This is a genomic window from Hyphococcus aureus (assembly GCF_042643165.1).
Taxonomy (GTDB): domain Bacteria; phylum Pseudomonadota; class Alphaproteobacteria; order Caulobacterales; family Parvularculaceae; genus Hyphococcus; species Hyphococcus aureus.
On the sequence record NZ_JBHRSH010000001.1, the window covers coordinates 2,075,328 to 2,091,408 of the forward strand.

General features: G+C 56.8%; 13 protein-coding genes. 10 read left to right on the top strand and 3 right to left on the bottom strand.

Going from position 1 to position 16,081, the window contains the following annotated elements:
• Positions 1–78: 78 nt before the first annotated feature.
• From ACFOOP_RS10200 to ACFOOP_RS10210, 3 genes are read left to right on the top strand one after another with little or no spacing between them, the layout of a single operon-like run.
• Complete coding sequence (locus ACFOOP_RS10200; RefSeq protein WP_379880842.1) at positions 79–615, top strand: ATP-dependent zinc protease family protein; 537 nt, start codon at positions 79–81, stop codon at positions 613–615.
• Positions 605–2,149, top strand: a complete 1,545-nt coding sequence (locus ACFOOP_RS10205; protein WP_379880843.1) for a UUP1 family membrane protein — start codon at positions 605–607, stop codon at positions 2,147–2,149. The genes ACFOOP_RS10200 and ACFOOP_RS10205 overlap by 11 nt, the downstream gene beginning before the upstream one ends.
• A gap of 3 nt (positions 2,150–2,152) precedes the next feature.
• The gene (locus ACFOOP_RS10210; protein ID WP_379880844.1) at positions 2,153–3,148 is read left to right on the top strand and encodes an alpha-L-glutamate ligase-like protein; all 996 of its coding nucleotides are present in this window, start codon (positions 2,153–2,155) and stop codon (positions 3,146–3,148) included.
• Here ACFOOP_RS10210 and ACFOOP_RS10215 read toward each other — a convergent pair.
• From ACFOOP_RS10215 to ACFOOP_RS10225, 3 genes are all read right to left on the bottom strand, one after another.
• Positions 3,145–4,761, bottom strand: a complete 1,617-nt coding sequence (locus ACFOOP_RS10215; RefSeq protein WP_379880845.1) for a GMC family oxidoreductase — start codon at positions 4,759–4,761, stop codon at positions 3,145–3,147. The genes ACFOOP_RS10210 and ACFOOP_RS10215 overlap by 4 nt on opposite strands.
• A 7-nt stretch (positions 4,762–4,768) precedes the next feature.
• Positions 4,769–6,214, bottom strand: a complete 1,446-nt coding sequence (locus ACFOOP_RS10220; RefSeq protein ID WP_379880846.1) for a coniferyl aldehyde dehydrogenase — start codon at positions 6,212–6,214, stop codon at positions 4,769–4,771.
• A 315-nt stretch (positions 6,215–6,529) separates the two neighbouring features.
• The gene (locus ACFOOP_RS10225) at positions 6,530–9,271 is read right to left on the bottom strand and encodes a methyl-accepting chemotaxis protein (RefSeq protein ID WP_379880847.1); all 2,742 of its coding nucleotides are present in this window, start codon (positions 9,269–9,271) and stop codon (positions 6,530–6,532) included.
• Between the two features lie 684 nt (positions 9,272–9,955).
• On the opposite strand from ACFOOP_RS10225, the gene ACFOOP_RS10230 reads away from it, so the two are divergent.
• From ACFOOP_RS10230 to ACFOOP_RS10260, 7 genes are all read left to right on the top strand, one after another.
• Entirely contained in the window at positions 9,956–11,131 is a 1,176-nt protein-coding gene (locus tag ACFOOP_RS10230) for a tyrosine-type recombinase/integrase (protein WP_379880848.1), read from the top strand.
• Positions 11,121–11,597 (top strand): hypothetical protein, encoded by a 477-nt coding sequence (locus tag ACFOOP_RS10235; RefSeq protein WP_379880849.1) that lies wholly within the window; start codon positions 11,121–11,123, stop codon positions 11,595–11,597. Before ACFOOP_RS10230 ends, ACFOOP_RS10235 begins: the two co-directional genes overlap by 11 nt.
• A gap of 101 nt (positions 11,598–11,698) precedes the next feature.
• On the top strand, positions 11,699–11,905 hold the full coding sequence (locus tag ACFOOP_RS10240) for a helix-turn-helix transcriptional regulator (protein WP_379880850.1): 207 nt from the start codon (positions 11,699–11,701) through the stop codon (positions 11,903–11,905).
• Positions 11,906–12,280: 375 nt separating this feature from the next.
• The gene (locus ACFOOP_RS10245) at positions 12,281–13,786 is read left to right on the top strand and encodes an AICE element replication initiation protein (RefSeq protein ID WP_379880852.1); all 1,506 of its coding nucleotides are present in this window, start codon (positions 12,281–12,283) and stop codon (positions 13,784–13,786) included.
• A 636-nt stretch (positions 13,787–14,422) separates the two neighbouring features.
• Positions 14,423–15,355, top strand: a complete 933-nt coding sequence (locus tag ACFOOP_RS10250; protein ID WP_379880853.1) for a phage major capsid protein — start codon at positions 14,423–14,425, stop codon at positions 15,353–15,355.
• Complete coding sequence (locus ACFOOP_RS10255) at positions 15,355–15,756, top strand: hypothetical protein (protein ID WP_379880854.1); 402 nt, start codon at positions 15,355–15,357, stop codon at positions 15,754–15,756. Before ACFOOP_RS10250 ends, ACFOOP_RS10255 begins: the two co-directional genes overlap by 1 nt.
• Positions 15,753–16,016, top strand: coding sequence for a hypothetical protein (locus ACFOOP_RS10260; protein WP_379880855.1), 264 nt, complete (start codon positions 15,753–15,755; stop codon positions 16,014–16,016). The genes ACFOOP_RS10255 and ACFOOP_RS10260 overlap by 4 nt, the downstream gene beginning before the upstream one ends.
• The last annotated feature ends 65 nt before the right edge of the window (positions 16,017–16,081 follow it).

Sequence of the window (16,081 nt, forward strand, 5' to 3'; positions counted from 1 at the left end):
CTTTGCTATCCCCAAGCGGTTCTCAAGGCCGGTCATCCGACCGGTTCATCAGCCAGAAAACGCCGCCGGAGACGATTGATGACAAGACTTCGCCTGCCTTTCTTTTTTGCCTTGCTTGCTGCGGTCGCCGCGCAGGCCGCGCCTGCGCTCGCCGATGACGAAGGCGAAGCTCGCGGTGAGCCTGTCACTTTCGGTTACATTGAGAATGTAGCGCTTGGCAATCTGGCGCTTTCCATGAAGGGCAAGCTCGACACCGGCGCGGACACCAGTTCGGTCCACGCCTATAACGTCAAGGTATATAAACGCGGCGAACGCGATAACTGGGTTCGCTTCCGGCTGATTGGCAAAGACGGACGGGCCGTCCGCTACGACCAGAACGTGATCCGGTTCGCGGCGATCAAAACCAAGACCGGCGGAGTTATCCGCCGTCCGGTTATTCACTTGCCGCTTTGTGTCGGGGGAACCTGGGGTCGCGCCGAAATCAATCTGGCGGACCGAGGCGACTTTGAATATGAGATTCTGATCGGCCGCGAGTTTCTCGCCAATCGGGTTCTGGTGGATGCGAGCCGCACTTTTATGGCCGAACAAGAATGCGAACCAGTGAATGAAGATTAAGCTTCGCCATGCGGTGATTTTAGGGCTCGCCCTGATCGCCGCCGGTCTTTCCATATTCGTCATCAAGGCGACCGTCCTTCATTATCCGCTGACGCCGGGGGTGCGCGCGACGCTGTGGGATTTTGAACTGTTTCTGGAATTTGACGGCCGCAATGAGCCCGCGCGCATCGAAGCCTTTGTGCCGGCGACGGATGTGGAGCGCGCTTTCCCGAAGGAGGAGTTCTATAACGGCTCCTTCGGTCTGTCGCTCGTGGCCGAGCCGCAAACGCGCAACCGCAAGGCGGTCTGGACCTATCGCTATCCGGCGAACCGCAAGGTTCTGCGCTACGCGGCGCAAACGCTCGGCGAAACCAAATCGACGCCGCTGCCCTTGTCGTTCCGGGAATCGGGACCGGGGGCTGTGCCGTTTGAAGCCGATCCGGTAAAGCGCCAGGCCTTTATCGTCTGGTCCGGCAATCTGAGGCAGCGCTCCGCCGATGATCGCTCCTTCGCTGATCTCGCGATCGCCGAAACCTTTGGCGAGCGCACAGGCAGCGAGCAGTATGCGGATGAAATCTCGGCGCTTCTCGATGAGAGCACGGGCGATGCCGGCCGGCTGGAACTGGTGCGGCAGCTTTTGCGCTCGCAGGGCGTTCCCGCCCGTATCGCCGGCGGGGTGTATCTTGCCGAGGCGCGGCGGCGCGTCGAAACCCATCGCTGGCTTGAATATCATGTGGATGGAGAGGATTTCCGCTATTTCCCCGATGGCGAACCGGCGCGCTTCTTCACCATCTGGTATGGAACGGCGCCGATGATTCAGGCCGACGGAGTTGATAATCTGGATGCGCAGATCGCCCTGCGCTCCCTTGAAACTTCCGCGACGGCCATCGCCGAAAATGCGCCCGGCCCTCTGGGCTCCATGGCGCGGACCTTTGGCTTTTCCGGCCTGCCATTGACGACGCAGCTTGTCTATCAGGTGCTGATCACCATTCCGGTCGGCATTACCATGCTGGTTTTCATGCGCCAGTTCATCGGCTTCAAAACGCTTGGCACCTTCATGCCCGTGCTGATCGGCATCGCCTTTCGCGAGACGGCCTTGCTGAATGGGGTCCTATTATTCTCGCTGTTGATTGCGTTCGGTCTTGCACTGAGATTTTATCTGGAACGATTGCAATTGCTGCTGGTCCCGCGACTGGCGGTGGTGCTGATCTTCATCGTGATGATGATGGCCGGTTTCGCTATTTTGATGGCGGAAACCAATCAGGCGATGGGGCTTTCAATATCGCTGTTCCCCATGGTGATCTTGACCATGACGATTGAGCGGATGTCGATCGTCTGGGAGGAAAATTCCGCCAGTGAAGCGATCAAGCAGGGCATTGGTTCACTCGCGGTGGCGGCGATCACCTATCTCGCCATGACCAATAGCCAGGTTGAATATCTAATGTACCGTTTCCCCGAGTTGCTGCTCGTGCTCATGGGCCTGTGTGTGTTGATGGGCCGCTATACGGGGCTCCGTTTGTCGGAACTCTGGCGGTTCAAGGCGCTGGCGGGGTAGACCGTGTACAACACCATCAAGGCATTGCGGGCCAACGGCGTCATCGGCATCAACGAACGCAACGTCAAATATGTGAACGCCCTCAACCCGCGCAAGTTTCTCGTGCGCGTTGATGACAAGTTCCTGACGAAACAGATCGTCGCGCCCGCCGGCATTGCGACGCCGGAGCTTTACGGCGTCATCAAGGACGCGCGCGATATGAAGCGCCTGCCGGAATTCATCAACCATCCCGATGGTTTCGTCATCAAGCCGGCGCAGGGCTCGCAAGGCAAAGGCATTATCGTGGTTGAGGGGCCGCTGAAAGGCGGCTGGCGTTTGTCCTCGGGGCGGCGCATCGATCTCGACACTATGAAGTTCCAGATCAACAACATGCTGTCTGGCATGTATTCCCTTGGCGGCCAGCCGGACAAGGCGCTGATTGAATATCGCGTGAAGTTCGATGATGTCTTCGGCAAGATTTCCTATCGCGGCGTGCCGGATATTCGCGTCATTGTGGTGAAGGGCATCCCGGTGTTCGGCATGTTGCGCCTGCCGACGGCGGAATCAGATGGCAAGGCGAACCTGCACAAGGGCGGCGTTGGCTGCGGCGTCGATCTCGCGACAGGCAAGACCATGCGCGCCATGCAGCACGATCAGTTTATCGACATTCACCCGGATACCGCGCATCCGCTCGAAGATGTCCAGACGCCCTATTGGGATGATATTCTGCTCATGGCCGCAAAATGTTACGAGGTGACGGAGCTTGGTTATATTGGCGTCGATGTCGTCTTGGACCGCGACAAGGGGCCGATGCTGCTTGAACTCAATGCGCGCCCCGGCATTTCTATCCAGATCGCCAATCGCAGGGGGCTTGGCTTCGTGCTCGACAAGGCTATGAAGCTTGGCGATGAAAAACGCACGCCTGAAGAACGCGTGGCGCTGGCGAAAACATTATCCGATACGGCGCCAGTGAAACCGGCGATGATTGAGCCTGAGGCGCCGCAAGAGCAGTCTTCTTAATTTTGCTTGATCATATCCGCCGCTTTTTCGGCGATCATGATCGTCGGGGCATTGGTGTTGCCTGAAATAAGATACGGCATGATTGACGCGTCGATAACGCGCAACCCTTCAACGCCATTGACCCGGCATTGCGGATCGACGACGGCGTCTGTGTCCGACCCCATGCGGCATGTCCCGACCGGGTGATAGATCGTGTCGGAGCGATTGCGGATATCCGCTTCAAGTGCGGCGTCATCCGCCGGTTCATCAAGATAAAGCCGTTTGCCGCGTATGGCTTTCATCGCCGGCGCGTCAAAGATCCGCTCAACAATGCGGGCGCCTTTTTTCAGGCGTTTCAAATCGTCTTCATCTGACAGGAAATTCGGATCGATGGCTGGCGCCGCCATTGGGTCGGCGGAGGCGAGACGCACTGTGCCGCGGGATTTCGGACGCAAGACGCAGACATGACAGGAGATCCCGCCGCCCAGATGTTTCTTGCGGCCGTGATCGTCCACTATGGCGGGCAGGAAATGCAGTTGAATGTCGGTTTCGGGTTCCGATGGGTCTGTTTTCAAAAAGCCGCCGCACTCGGCGATGTTCGTAGTGAACAGGCCTTCGTGGCGTTTTCGATAGGCGTTGAGAGCGGGCAGGGCGCGCATCGCCATTCCCATATGCATGCCGATAGAGTCAGGCGACTTCGCCTTGTAAAGCGCCGCCCAGTCGAGATGGTCCTGCAGGTTTTCGCCGACCTGCGCGCGGTCGGCGATGACCTCTATCCCATGCGCGCGCAGATGCGCCGCCGGTCCGACGCCCGATAGCTGCAAAATCTGCGGCGATTGAAATGCGCCAGCGGAAAGGAGCACTTCTCGTTTCGCGGTGACAGATTTCGGGGCGCCCATGTGGACGAATTGCACGCCATTAGCGCGTTTTTCGTCAAACAAAACACGCTCCGTATGAGCGTCGGTGATGACAGTGACGTTGGGGCGCTCCATGGCCGGATGGAGATAGGCGCGCGCAGCCGAGCAACGCTGTCCGTCGCGCTGGGTCACCTGATAATAGCCCATGCCGTCCTGGGTATCGCCATTAAAATCACGATTTGACGGCAGTTGAATTTCTCCCGCCGCTTCGAGGAACACATCCGAAAGCGGATTTTTGTAGCGCAGATCGGAAACGGTCAGCGGCCCGCCAATGGCGTGATGGGCGTCGGAGCCGCGGCCATTGTCTTCGGCTTTCAGGAAATAGGGAAAAACGTCGTCCCAACTCCAGCCCGTCGCGCCATGCGCCGCCCAGCGGTCATAATCGGCGCGGCTGCCGCGAATATAGATCATGGCGTTGATGGAGCTTGATCCGCCAAGCGTTCGCCCGCGCGGCTGGTGGCCGTTGCGATTGTTGAGATGTTTTTGCGGAACGGTCTCGAAGCGCCAGTTGAGCGGCGCCTTGTCGCCGAAAAACGCAAATCCGATTGGGGCGTGGATTAAAGGATTTGTGTCCGGACCGCCTGCTTCGAGGACGCAGACACTGACCGAAGCATCCTCCGACAGGCGCGCCGCGAGCGTACATCCCGCTGACCCTGCGCCGACAATCACATAATCAAATTCGCCCGCGCTTTCGCGCTTGTTTTTATGGTCCGCCATAGTGTCCCTAAATAAACTTGCGGAGAATGGAGAGGATCTTTGTTGTCTTCTCCGTATAGGGCGGATGGAGCAGGGCGCCGGATGAAAACCGGCTCTGGTAGAAGACCGGCTTCAGATGCGAAAAGGTGTTGAACCCCGCCTCGCCATGATAGGCGCCGATGCCGCTTTTGCCGACGCCGCCAAAGGGCAGATTTTCCTGCGCCACATGCCAGAGCGTGTCATTCACGGTGACGCCGCCGGACACGGTTTTTTGTAGAACCTTGTCGCGCGCCGTATTGTCCTCGCCATACCAGTAAAGGGCGAGGGGCCGATCATGCTGGTTGATGTGGTCGATGGCGTTTTCCGTCGACGCCGTGGGCAGGATCGGCAAGACGGGGCCGAAAATTTCTTCCTTCAGCACGCCGGCGTCATTCGGGGGATCGACAATCAGCGTCAACGGGATTTTGCGTTGTGGATAAAGCGCGTTTGAAGAGCCAACCTCGATAATTCTGGCGCCGCGATCACGGGCGTCATCTATCATCGATTTCAGCCGCTCGAAATGCCGGTCGGAAATGATTGAGGTGTAGTCATGGCTGGTGTCGATTGAGGGAAACATTTTACGCGCAGCATTGACGATCGCGTCCGCCGTGGCGTCGAGTTTGTCCCGCGGCGCCAGCACATAATCAGGCGCGACGCAGGTTTGTCCGGCGTTGAGCATCTTGCCGTAAGCGATGGAGCGCGCCGCCGCGTCCAGGTCTGCGCTCTCGTCAATGATCGCCGGCGACTTGCCGCCAAGTTCAAGCGTGACCGGCGTCAGGTTTTTCGCAGCGGCTTGCGCTACGCGCATGCCGATAGCCGTGGAGCCGGTGAAGAGAAGGTGATCAAAGGGCGTTTCGGCGAAGGCCTGGCCGGTTTCAACGCCGCCTGTCACGACGGCGCAGATACGTTCGTCGAATTCGTCGGCGATCGCCTTGCGCAATGTTTCGGCGAGGCGCGGCGTCAATTCGCTCGGCTTGATGATAACGCGGTTCCCGGCGGCGAGCGCCGCAGCTGCCGGCGCCAGCGCAAGTTGCAGCGGATAGTTCCACGGTGAAATAATACCGACGACGCCCAAAGGCTGCGGCTCAATCCTGCTGCGGCCGGGAAGCATGTGAAGCGGTGTCGGCACGCCGTGCGGACGCATCCATTTTCTCAGGCTTCTTTTGGCGTGACGGGCGCCGGAAATGGTGACCACGATTTCCGCGATCAGGGTCTCCTGGCGGGCGCGATTGCCGAAGTCGTCGCTTATCGCCTTGATGAAGGCTTCCTCATTCGCCTCGGTCAGGCGAATGAGGCGATCGAGGCTGGCGATGCGCTGGTCATAGGAGGGGAAAGGCGCGACGGCCCAGGCGCTTTTTTGCAACGCAAAAAGACGGTTCAACTCTTCGATGTTCTCGCTGAGATCGGGGGCGGTGTGTGCGGTGTCGGCGGGCATGGGAATCCTCGAAAATTTCGGGGAGTCTAGTGCGCCGGGAACCAATGTCCAGAAGCTGTGGCGCCTTCATTGAGGGCGCCCATAATGCTCACACTGCGCCTGAAGCGGAAAAAGAGCACACAGCGCGCCATACCTTCACGTCGGCGTTCAGAGGCCAGCTGAAACTGACATGCGTGAGGCTAATTTCTGTACGGATAAAGAGAACAGGAAGTGTTGAGACCTATTACCAGCCGTGATCGGTAAGACTGATCATCAAGAAAAGAACACGGCGGCGGGCATGGTTTATCGCCCGCCGCTCGCGCTACATTTTCCGGATCAGAAATCCTCCCAATTGTCAGCGCCATTGGCGGTTTTGCCGCCGGTGGTCTGATGTGCGGCGATGACTTCTTTTGTCGTCGCTTTGGCGCCGTCTTGTGGCTTTTTGGCTTTTGCGTTCTTCGCCTGTTGTTGCGCCTGACCGGTGACGCTGCTGATAGCCTGATCGGTCCGGAAGGTGGCGACCATGCGCGCAAGCTCCTGAGCTTCCTGCGCCATGGAGTGGCTGGCGGCGGTCGATTCCTCAACCATGGCGGCGTTCTGCTGTGTGACCTGGTCAAGCTGGTTCACTGCAATGTTGATTTCAGCGATGCCGGTCGACTGTTCTTTCGCCGACGTGGCGATGGCTGAAACAAGCTCATTGATGTTCGTCACCGAAGCGACGATTTCGGTGAGCGCCTTGCCGGCCTGACCAACAAGATCGACGCCGTGCTCCACATGCTGGGAGCTGGTCTTGATCAACACCTTGATCTCTTTCGCGGCAGTGGATGAACGCTGGGCGAGGGCGCCGACTTCTTTGGCGACAACCGCAAAGCCGAGTCCGGCGTCGCCGGCGCGGGCAGCCTCGACACCGGCGTTCAGGGCAAGAAGATTTGTCTGGAACGAAATGTCGTCGATGACGCTGATGATCTGCGAGATCTGTTCCGACGATTTTTCAATCTCAGACATAGCGGTCACCGCCTGGCGCACCACTTCTCCGCTGTCCTCAGCGTTGCGTTTGGCTTCACTGACGACGCCGTTGGCGCGATCGGCGCCTTCAGCTGCGGCCTTCACGCCTACCGTCAGTTGTTCCAGCGATGCAGCCGTTTGTTCCAGCGTTGCAGCTTGACCTTCAGTCCTGCGCGAAAGGTCGTCAGACGCTTGTGTAATCTCACCTGCGCCGGTCTTGATGCCATCGGCGCAAATCACAACCCCGCGCATGGCCTCGCAGAGTTTTGAGATCGCACTGTTGAAGTCGAGCCGAAGCTGGTCGAACCCTTCAGGGAAAGCCTTTTCGATCTCGATCGCCAGATCGCCTTCTGAAAGACTTTCAAGAGCGGAGGCGAGTGCGCGAACGACTTCGCTTTGTTCTTCACGCTGTTTCGCCATTTGCTTTTCGTTGAGGTCACGCTGTCTTTCGGCTTCCGCCATTTTGGTGATGGCCGTGTTGATGTCAGCTCTTACCTGTTCGAATTCTTCAGGGAAGGCCTCCTCGATGGTGCGGCTGTAGTCTTCGTCAGAAAGGCGACGCAAAGCCGAACCGACCTGGCTTATGACCGTGCGGATTTCTTCGGCTTTTTGAGCGCGTTCTTCTTCATTGCGACGGCGCTCAAGCTCGACATGTGTAACGTCTGACGCATATTTGATAACTTTGTAAGGCTTGCCGTCGAGGTCAAAGAGCGGATTATAGGACGCCTGGATCCAGACTTCCTTGCCGTCTTTGGAAACGCGCTCAAATTTGCCTTCAATGAACTCGCCATTGCGCAACCGTTCCCAGTGATGGTGATATTCGCTGGACTTGGCGAAGTCTTCGCGGGCGAACATGCGGTGATGCTTGCCGACGATTTCCTCGCGTGTGTAACCCATGACCGAGAGGAAGGCGTCATTTGCAGTGATGATGGTGCCGTCTAGTTCGAACTCGATCACCGCTTGCGACCGGCCGATTGCGCTAATCTTGGCGCTGTTCTCGTTCGTGGTGATTTCAGTCTGTGTTATGTCGGTGGCGAATTTCACGACCTTGAAGGGTTTGCCATTGCCGTCGAGGATCGGATTATAAGCGGCTTGAATCCAGATATCCTCACCGGCTTTGGTGACGCGCTTGTATTTTCCGGTGTCAAACTCGCCATTGCCGAGTTTCTCCCAGAACGCCTTATAGGCGGGCGAACTGGCTTCCTTGCGATCAACAAAAATGGAATGATGGCGGCCGATGATTTCGTTCAGGGAATAGCCTGTAACATCGAGAAAATTTTTGTTGGCGTGCAGGATTTTTCCTTCAAGCGTGAACTCGATAACCGCCTGCGAACGGTCGAGCGCATTCAGGATGCCGTCATTGGTGCGGATGGTCGTGACATCGTTCCATTGCAGGACGTTGCCGACATATTCACCGTCGCGGTCTTTAACCGCCCGGACATCCAGTTCGAATTTAAGGTCGCCGACAGAAATGTCCGTCTTGTAGGGAAGGCGTGTAGGGTCAGACAGCATCTGACGCTGGTGTTCCGGTTTTTTATGGAACATGTCGATGCAGGAGCCTATAATCTTGTCCGGATCGAAATTGGGCCAGATATCCCGGAAGGTGTGGATATTGTCCGCCAGCAATTTCTTGGTGGCGTCATTGATAAAGATCACTTTAAAATCGCGATCGATCACCATCATGGCGTTTGTTGAGCCCTCAAAGGCCGAGCTCTTGAATCTGGCGGACCAGGCCTCATTGCGGCGCCGTTCAATATCCGCTTTCAGGCTCGCGTTAAGCTCGGTGACAGCTTTTCCGACTTCGCCGATTTCGTCGCCGCGCGCGTTGTTGTCTTCCGCGTTGACGTCGGTGAATTCAAGCGCGGTGAGGCGCGAGAGGGCGTTCTTGATCGTCTGAAGGGGGTCGGTGACGCTTCTAACGAGGAAGAAACTTGCTGCGCCGGCGAGCAGTACGCCGATCAAGGCGGCGGCGGGCAGGCCAAGATAATATGTCATGACGGCGGTCGCCGGCACGATTGGCAAGATGAGGGCGGGTGTTTTGACAGAGAGTTTTATGTTGTCGACATATTTCATGGGGCCGGCTCCGACATTTTTCTATGTTCTTGTTCAAATGTGCTTACGGGCGGCGGTCACAGCATGCGACGGACCGCGCCGGCTTCTTCCGGCGCTGGCGATCGCCACATACGAAATGACAAATCTCTGTCAGAACGCGTTGGGGTCACACCACCCGCAACGTCGAAAGAAACTCACTGAGAACGAGCCTCATATTCTCCCGGCGCAAGATCACTATCGCGGTCGGACATGAAAACATGGTAAAGACAATCCGTATGCGGTGTTTTATTTTTTGAAATCAATTTCATTTTTGGTGCGCGCGCGAGACGTTCCAAAAAACATAGCTTGAGAACGTATTTCGAAATTTTCACCGCGGAAATTGGAATTGATTCCGAAAAATCGGATTTGAGGAAGCAATGATCACGGGAAGCTATAGTGAAAGGGCATATGCGCGTTATTGCGCTGCGCTCATGTTGCGTTATTGCTGGCGAGTGCAAACCAGTTTGCTGCGAGATAAATTATGGTGGAGCTGAGGTCCTCCGAACCTGTGTCTCACGCCGTCCCATGCGATCCCAAAAACATCAACATATCAATAGACTATTGCTATAAAGCGTTCCATACTGTCCCATGCCTTTTCACCGAATTTCATGCATAAAAGGGGGTGGAAAGGGGGATTAGATAGTTGGGTTTCCACCTGAGGCGGCAGTGTCGAACGTCAAATACAACCAATTGAGCGCTAGACGGGTTGCCTCATTGTCGGCGCCCGGAAAGTATGCGGATGGCAACTGTCTGAACCTTGTCATTGATGAGAGAGGAAACAAACGCTGGGTTGTAATCGTTGCCTATCTCGGCAAGCGACGCGAAATCGGCGCCGGTTCGGCCCGGGAAGTCTCTTTAGCCGAGGCGCGTGCACGCCGTGACGAAATTAAGCGCCACATCAGGAATGGTGTCGATCCGCTTGCAGAAAAGCAGCGCGCGCGCGCGGTTCCAACCTTTGAAGCCTTTTCCCGCGATCTTTACGATGAGATTAAGCATGAGTGGCGAAATGAGAAACATGCAACAGCTTGGTTGCGAACCTTGGAGCTATACGCATTCCCGCATTTTGGTTCCTTGATGATTGACGCGGTTGACGGGCCGACCGTCACTGGCGCTTTGAAAAAAATTTGGAAAGATAAGCCTGAAACAGCGCGCCGGGTGAAGCAACGTGTGGGGCGTGTTCTAAGTGCAGCCATAGCTGAGAACCTCAGGCCGGGGCCGAATCCGGTAGACGACATTGCAGCTGCGCTCAGCAAGAAGCGGGCCCCAGCGGTTCACTTGAGGAGCATGCCCTATGCGGACGTTCCGGCTTTTTATGCTCGGTTGCGTAAGTCTGAAATGGCGCTCACGTCGAAGGCAGCTTTCCGGTTGTTGATATTGACCGCAGCGCGAACCGGCGAAATTCGCTTCGCCAGTTGGTCGGAAATCGACCTGCGAAAGAAGCTGTGGACCATTCCGTCTCAACGAATGAAAGCGGGCGAAACGCATGTGGTCCCGTTATGTGCCGCAGCAATCTCAATTCTTAAGGAAGTGAGAAGTCATTCAGGCCGAGGCGATCTCGTATTTCCGGCAAACGCGGACGGCGGTCCGTATTCTGACGCCGTATTCGCAGCGGCGCTAAAAAGGATGGGAGAGCCTTTTACTGCGCATGGTTTTCGAAGCTCATTCAGGACATGGGCCGAGGAACAGACAGCTTATCCTCATGCAGCGATGGAAGCCGCCCTCGCGCATAAAATTCCCGACCGTGTTGAGGCCGCATATCGGCGCACAACCCTTCTGGAGAAAAGACGGGAATTGATGGCCGATTGGGAGGCTTTTGTGACGAGGTTAAGCAATGGCAATTAAACTTACCCCGCCACGCACTGCTCTAGATCGGTGGCTTAAAGATGGAACCAGAAATTTTATTGATTGGCTGAGTGCGCCCGACACCGAATTGTCACATCAAGATCGAAAACAGCTTGGCACCATTATTCGAGAAATTCTGAACGCAAAAAATACAAAAAATCCCGATAGAAGCGCAATTCCAGCGCGAGTAAGACGCGGAGCCGTCTCCGTTTCAAAGCTTCTACAGATAGAAAACCAATATAATATCGTTAAGAGCGCCAGCTTACAGGTGAGAAAAGCGATTGAGACAGACCCACAGCTGCGGGCTCAGGTTGAAAAGGAACTTGGCCGACCGATCAGCGCTGACTTCAAATTTATGACGAAGCGCGAATGGTACGATTTGCACTCAGCAAAGTACGGCTACGCAAACGGCGCTTCCCTGAAAGAGGCAATCCAGCGGGCAAAAAGGAAAAGAAGAGACAAATAACCGGTAGGAACTAGTCGGTAGATTCCTACCGCCACCGGTGCATAATTCTAAGGCCGTCCCATACAGCCGCATTCAATCGCGGCGCATTCAAAGGAACGGCAATGAACTCTCCAACCTCGCTCCCCCCCGAAGGCCTTTCACGCATCGATCGTGTACTGGAGATAATCCCGACCTCCCGCACAAGTTGGTATCGTGGCATCAAAGAGGGCCGGTATCCCGCGCCGGTTAAAATCGGTCCGAATCAAGCAGCGTGGCGCAATTCTGACATCATCGAATTAGCGCAGCGGCTTTCATCGAGTGCCGCGTAACGAAAACGCCGCCCCATGCCGAGGGCGGCGCTTTTTGTTTCAAGCCTCAAGATCAATCGCCAAACCAATCAGAGAACAAATGACTTATAGCTACAGCCGCGCCCCGGCGCAAGATTCAGAACAAGCCGCCCGTGCAATCCGTTTGCTTGACGATTGGCGCCAGCATTCCCGGCCCGGCGATTGGGCGCGCGCTATGTGGCTTCCCGAGCCTCAAGCGACCGCCTTTTACGGCGCCGCCCTCCCACAATTCGTTTGCGATCTTTTTCCCGCGTTGCTCGACGGAGGCGATCTTGGCTTAGTCAACGTCGCCGGATCAGCTTTCTGTGTAATGCCTCAAATTATGTTTGAGACCATTCTTCTCAACGGCGGCGCAGCATGAGTGAGAAGGATAAGAAGTCAAAAAAGGCCGCGGACCGTTTGGTTGAGATCGCCAGCGATTGCGGTTTGTTTCATGCGCCAGATGGAACGCCGTTCGCCTCCTTGGACATCAACGGACATCGTGAAAACTGGCCCGTTCGCAGTAAGGGTTTTAAGCAATGGCTGGCGCGTGAATACTATACACGAGACGGCACTGCCGCTGCATCGGACGCCGTGCAGACGGCCCTGACCATCATCGAAGGCAAGGCCCGCTTCGACGGCGCCCAAGCGCTCCCGTATATCCGGGCGGGCGGCGACGCGCGGCGAATTTATATTGACCTTTGCGACCGTGATTGGCGGGCCGTTGAAATCGACGCCGAAGGATGGCGCATCATCGAAGGATCGCCGGTAAAGTTTCGGCGCGCAGCGGGCATGAAGGCGCTTCCCGCGCCCGTGCGTGGGCTTGGCGGGCTCGAACGCCTGCAACCGTTCCTCAATCTCGAAAACCCTGATGACTTTGTTCTCATAAAAGCGTGGCTTGTCCAGGCCGTGCGCCCTGACGGGCCGTTTCCGATCCTTGCTTTCGTCGGTGAACAGGGCGCGGCGAAAAGTACGGCGTCGAAGGTCATGAAGTCGATCATCGATCCAAATGCCGCCGCGTTGCGGACGTTCCCGCGAGATGAGCGGGACCTCTATATCGCTGCATGCAATGGGCATGTGCTTGCATTCGACAATGTCAGCCGCGTCTCGCCGTGGCTGTCCGATGCCCTTTGTCGGCTTGCAACCGGCGGCGGCTTTGCGACCCGTCAGCTGCATACTGATACGGATGAAATCTTATTCGATGCTCAAAGGCCGATCATCTGCAACGGCATCGGGGATTTTTTGGACAGAGCGGACGCAGCGGACAGAGCTATTCTTATAAAGCTGGCGGCAATCCCTGAAGACCGACGCCGGACGGAACGGGACATCTGGAACGAATTTAACGCGGCGCTTCCTGCCATTCTGGCCGGGCTTTACGACGCCGTCAGCGAAGGCTTGGCGGCGCTCCCCCACGTTCAGCTTGATCGCGTCCCCCGCATGGCGGACTTTGCCGCATGGGCCGTCGCTTGCGAAGCGGCGCACTCTGACGAGGGCGCTTTCATGAAGGCTTATGCGGGCAATCGTGACGAGGCTGTTTATGCAATCGCAGACTCGGATGAGGTAGCCTCCGGCGTCATCGCCCATATGGCGACGTTCCATGAGTGGACCGGTACGGCGACTGAATTGTTTCATACGCTTTGGGAAAGCGCTGATGAAAGCACTCGGCGCGGCAGCGGATTCCCGAAGTCAGCCAAAGCCCTATCAGAGCGGCTTACGCGCGCGGCCCCCGTTTTGCGGAAAGTTGGAATAGACGTTCATCGCGACAAAGCGAGCGACCGGGCGCGGACTAGAAAAATCCTTCTCACTAACAACAGAAACAAGGTGGAAAGTGCGTCCGCTCCGTCCGGTGCGTCCTACCCCAGCCTTTCATCGGAAGAATTCTAGCGGTGAGCGGACGCAACCGGACGCACCGGACGCAGAAATTCATATATTCAGAGGGGTGCAGATGACCGGGCGCCGGGCGTGTCAGTGCGGGCGGGTTCATTCCTCATGGGAAAGTCTTGTCCCAATAAGCGACAAGGCAGCGATTGAGGCCGATCTAAAGACCTTGCGCGGGATATGCCGGGATCGTCGCATCACATTGGCGCCGGTCGATCTTGTTCCAAAGAAAATCGCGGCGGAATTTCTGGCGCGTTCGCCTCGCACGCTTGAAGCATGGATTAACGAGGGAAAGCTGCATCCTGAAATAATCTGCGGACTCCACCTGTTTTCCCTCGTTGAAATCGCAACCCTTAGAAATTCACAAAAATAACTCCCGCAAACCTACGTGAAGCCCCGCAAACCTACGTGGATTGCACTGCCGCACCGGGCGATTCTGCAAACGGTTTCTCATTGCAGACCGGCCCCGGCGGCGGGATTTTCTGACGCACCCCCGCCGCCGGGCTCTTAAAAAGGGTTAATAAGTTGGCGGCGAATTATCTTACCAGACACAGCGAAAGAGGGCTCGGGTTCACGCGCGCAGCGATTGCGATGGCGCACGCGGGCGGACGCGCGCAGCTGGCAGAAAAATATGCCGCGAGGATGTGGGGCGAGGACTCGGAACCGGCGATATTCATCAAGGCGGCGGTTTCTGCCGCAAATACGCAAGACAGCGATTGGGCGGGGTCGGTAGCCGGTGAAGTCGGCTATGAGTTTATCGAAGTGGTTCGCGAAAGATCAATCACGGGCCAACTGCAAATGCGCGCGGCCCCGTTGAGTACGCGCCTGACCTCCATGAGCACCGGGACGAGCGCGTATTGGCGCGGCGAAGCTCGACCGGCACCCGTTACAAGCGGCGTCTTTACGAACAGCGGCCTCCCGCCGCTCGGCCTTTCGGCTTTGGCGGTCATTTCAAAAGAACTTCTAAAGTTTGGCGCCGCAAACAGCGAGCTTTGGATCAGAAGCGAGTTAGTGCGGGCGAGCGTCGCACTTCTCGACTCCACATTCATGTCAACTGCATCGGCGGTGGCGGACGTTAGCCCGGCTGGCGTTCTTCAGGGCGTAAGCGGCATCGCGGCGACAACCGATGTTGCATATGATTTGCGCGAGTTGGTTGAAACCTTCGCGGGCGATCTTACCACGGCAAGCGTTGTCATGCGGCCCCATATCGCGGCGGCGCTTAACTCTTTCGAGCATCCAAACATCGGCGCCAGAGGCGGCGAGATTTTGGGATTGCCGGTTATTACTTCGCGCTATGTGCCAGATGAAACCATTTCGCTTATTGACGGCGAAGGCATCGCCTTTGGGGATGATGGCGTAACCATCGACATCGCGGAGCACGCTTCCGTCGAAATGCTGGACAGCGGGCTTGAACAAGACGGAACAGACGGAACCGGCGCCACTACGGCGGGAATGGTCAGCCTTTGGCAGAGCGACAACGTCGGCATATTGGTCACTAGACGGATCAATTGGGCGAAAATGCGCCCATGCGTCGCCTGGCTCGATAACGTCGAATACCGGAAAGTCTCGGCATAATGAACGGCGACGGCGAACATCAAGACCGCGCGGAATTTGAACGCCTCTGGTCGCAAGCGGGTGCGAACTTACGCGACCGGCGCAAGGATTTTGACAGCGGTAAATCGCACGCCGTTCTTTATTCTCAGGGACGCCACGATGAAATCAACAACCAACTCCGCTTTCTCGAAGCGATGCGCATTAACGCTCAAGAACGCATCGAGGCGTTAGAGGCGCGGCTTGACGGATCAATGAAATATCGCGGCGGTTTTCAGCGCGCGGACGAATACAAGAAGGGCGATGCGGTCACTTGCGACGGCTCTCTCTGGTTTTGTCTCAAAGACGTTCCCGGCGCTGAAGGCAAGCCCGGCAATCAAAGCGTTGCGCGGCACTGGCAAATGACCACGAGGGCGATGAAATGACCACTCTGAAACACGCCGCCGAATATGTCGCCTCCAAAGCGAATGAACGCGGACTGAAAATCGAGCAATGCGATCCTGTCCTATGCGAAACGGGCGACGCGGTAATGTTCTACGCCTATGACGAAAGCGATGAATGTTTCACCGCTTCCATAGACCTACCAGCAAAGCTTACAGACAACGCCTTCCTTCTCGACGAATGGCGCTCTGCTTTCATGAAGTTAATCCCCGACAAGGCGCGAGCAGCGACGGCGTGGCCTTAACCCCCGGGGGGGGACCAATTTCACTAATGAAGGTTGGGGGAAAAAGCCGGTGGGGGCACGTTATC

Bases quoted from the DNA above. Each gene is read 5' to 3' on its own strand.
- ACFOOP_RS10245 (WP_379880852.1), top strand. From the start codon at position 12,281: ATGAGTGAGAAGGATAAGAAGTCAAAAAAGGCCGCGGACCGTTTGGTT.
- ACFOOP_RS10235 (WP_379880849.1), top strand. From the start codon at position 11,121: ATGGCAATTAAACTTACCCCGCCACGCACTGCTCTAGATCGGTGGCTT.
- ACFOOP_RS10205 (WP_379880843.1), top strand. From the start codon at position 605: ATGAAGATTAAGCTTCGCCATGCGGTGATTTTAGGGCTCGCCCTGATC.
- ACFOOP_RS10255 (WP_379880854.1), top strand. From the start codon at position 15,355: ATGAACGGCGACGGCGAACATCAAGACCGCGCGGAATTTGAACGCCTC.
- ACFOOP_RS10260 (WP_379880855.1), top strand. From the start codon at position 15,753: ATGACCACTCTGAAACACGCCGCCGAATATGTCGCCTCCAAAGCGAAT.
- ACFOOP_RS10200 (WP_379880842.1), top strand. From the start codon at position 79: ATGACAAGACTTCGCCTGCCTTTCTTTTTTGCCTTGCTTGCTGCGGTC.
- ACFOOP_RS10220 (WP_379880846.1), bottom strand. From the start codon at position 6,214: ATGCCCGCCGACACCGCACACACCGCCCCCGATCTCAGCGAGAACATC.
- ACFOOP_RS10225 (WP_379880847.1), bottom strand. From the start codon at position 9,271: ATGAAATATGTCGACAACATAAAACTCTCTGTCAAAACACCCGCCCTC.
- ACFOOP_RS10240 (WP_379880850.1), top strand. From the start codon at position 11,699: ATGAACTCTCCAACCTCGCTCCCCCCCGAAGGCCTTTCACGCATCGAT.
- ACFOOP_RS10250 (WP_379880853.1), top strand. From the start codon at position 14,423: ATGTGGGGCGAGGACTCGGAACCGGCGATATTCATCAAGGCGGCGGTT.
- ACFOOP_RS10215 (WP_379880845.1), bottom strand. From the start codon at position 4,761: ATGGCGGACCATAAAAACAAGCGCGAAAGCGCGGGCGAATTTGATTAT.